At 71.7% G+C, this 1863-nt stretch carries 2 protein-coding genes; one reads left to right on the forward strand and one right to left on the reverse strand.

The window, feature by feature from the left end; genetic code table 11:
• Positions 1-51 precede the first annotated feature (51 nt).
• Entirely contained in the window at positions 52-315 is a 264-nt protein-coding gene (locus ACSNOD_RS30865) for a hypothetical protein (protein WP_436770381.1), read from the reverse strand.
• Positions 316-467: 152 nt separating this feature from the next.
• On the opposite strand from ACSNOD_RS30865, the gene ACSNOD_RS30870 reads away from it, so the two are divergent.
• On the forward strand, positions 468-1863 hold a 1396-nt coding region (locus tag ACSNOD_RS30870; RefSeq protein ID WP_436770382.1), incomplete at its 3' end, for a DUF1996 domain-containing protein.

Raw genomic sequence — 1863 nt, forward strand, 5'->3', positions numbered from 1 at the left:
GCGATCCGCCCGAGCCGTCGCCCCAGGGCGTGCCGGCGGACGCGTACACGTTCACGGCCACGAGCGCGCCCCCGCGAAGATCAGGTGCAGCGCGCCCTGGACGGCGACCAGACCGGTCGCGATGGCCACCGGCCCGCGCTGTTTCCCCGCCGCCGCCCATGCGACGGCCCCGGTCACGGCGAACGCGGCCAGCAGCCCGGCCAACGGAATGTGACCGCCCGACATCAGGGCGTGTCCGGCACCGGCCAGCACGACGGCGACGGCCGCGAACAGCGCGGCCCGTACGAGCCGTAGCGCCGACCGGTAGTGCCTCATCGAGCGGACATCGTGCCATCCGGCCGCCGCCGGGGTGACGCCGGGGGACGGTGTGGCCGTCGCGTTGAACGGAACCCCGCCCGCGTCCGTATGGAACGGCGCTCTCCCCGACCGGAAGGCCCCCTCCTTCCGGAACGACGCAGAGGGGTTCCATGAAACAGAAGAAAGCGCACAAACGCTCACCGCTCCTCGGCAAGGCGGCCGTGGCGGCCGTAGCCCTGCTGCTGGGCGGGGGCGGGCTCGTGGCCGTGAACGTGTACGCGTCCGCCGGCACGCCCTGGGGCGACGGCTCGGGCGGATCGCCGGACAGCCGCGGCGAGCAGGCGGCCTGGACGAACGCGGCGACCATAGACTGCCCGGAAGTGGTGAACGGCCTGCCCGAAGTGCCGGACCGGTCGCGGCTGGCGGTGGACAAGGAACTCGCCGCGCTGGACACCCAGATCACCCGGGCCTACGAACGCTTCCAGGGCGCCCGGGAGCGCATGGCCGAGGACGGCGACTACGCCAATACCGCCATTCTGGACCCGCTGACCGAGGAGCGGCGGGCGACCATCGGGCGGATCACGGAGACGCTGGCGCGGGACGCGGCGGCCAAACCGGAGGGGCTGGAGAAGCTCGCGCCCTGCACCCTGCGGGAGGACGACGCCGCCACGGCGCAGACGCTCGGCCGCGGGCAGCAAGGCCGGGGGCAGGGTCAAGGACAGGGCCAGGGCCAAGGGCAGGGGCGGGGTGGCGGGGGCAACGGACAGGCCGGCAACGGCCCCTCCCGCGCCGACTTCGTCGACATCACCACGGTCCGGCCCAACGTCCGCGCCCCGCAGCGCTCGGGCAACGCCTCCACCGGCACCTTCACCACCAACTGCGGCCGGAACGAGAACCGGAAGTTCAACTCGGACAATGTGATCGCCGCGCCCGGGGTCGGCAACGGCGCCCACCATATGCACGACTATGTGGGCAATCAGGACACCAACGCCTTCTCCACCAATGACAGCCTGGCCCGCGGCCGTACCACCTGTGCCAATCGCCAGGACCAGTCCACCCACTACTGGCCCGTGCTGCGGCTCCAGAACGGCCGGCAGGACCGGGACGCCAACGCGCCGGGCGGCGGCCGGGACGGCAATGTCGGGGAGATCAGGACCCCGGCGTCGGTCTCCCTGTCCTTCCGGGGCAGCCCGGCGGGCAAGGTCGTCCCCATGCCGCGCTTCCTGCGCATCATCACGGGCGACGCCAAGGCGTTCACCAACGGGGTGGACAACGCCAACGCGTCCTGGAGCTGCACGGGCTTCGAGGACCGCCAGCTGAAGGACAAGTACCCGATCTGTCCCCAGGGCAGCAAAGTGGTCCGCACCTTCACCTTCCAGAGCTGTTGGGACGGCCGGAACATCGACAGCGCCAATCACCGCACGCATGTGGCGTTCCCCGACGCAAACGGGCGCTGCCGCAACGGCTTTCGGGCGATTCCGCAGCTCGTGCAGCGCATCACCTACGATGTGCCGCCCGGTCCCGCGTTCGCGGTCGACTCCTTTCCCGAACAGCTGCACAAGCCGG

The organism is Streptomyces sp. URMC 123 (genome assembly GCF_051386515.1).
Taxonomy (GTDB): Bacteria; Actinomycetota; Actinomycetes; order Streptomycetales; family Streptomycetaceae; genus Streptomyces.

What these genes read in the sequence shown, in the direction of transcription:
- ACSNOD_RS30865 (WP_436770381.1), bottom strand. Translation starts at nt 315, where the DNA reads ATGAGGCACTACCGGTCGGCGCTACGGCTCGTACGGGCCGCGCTGTTC.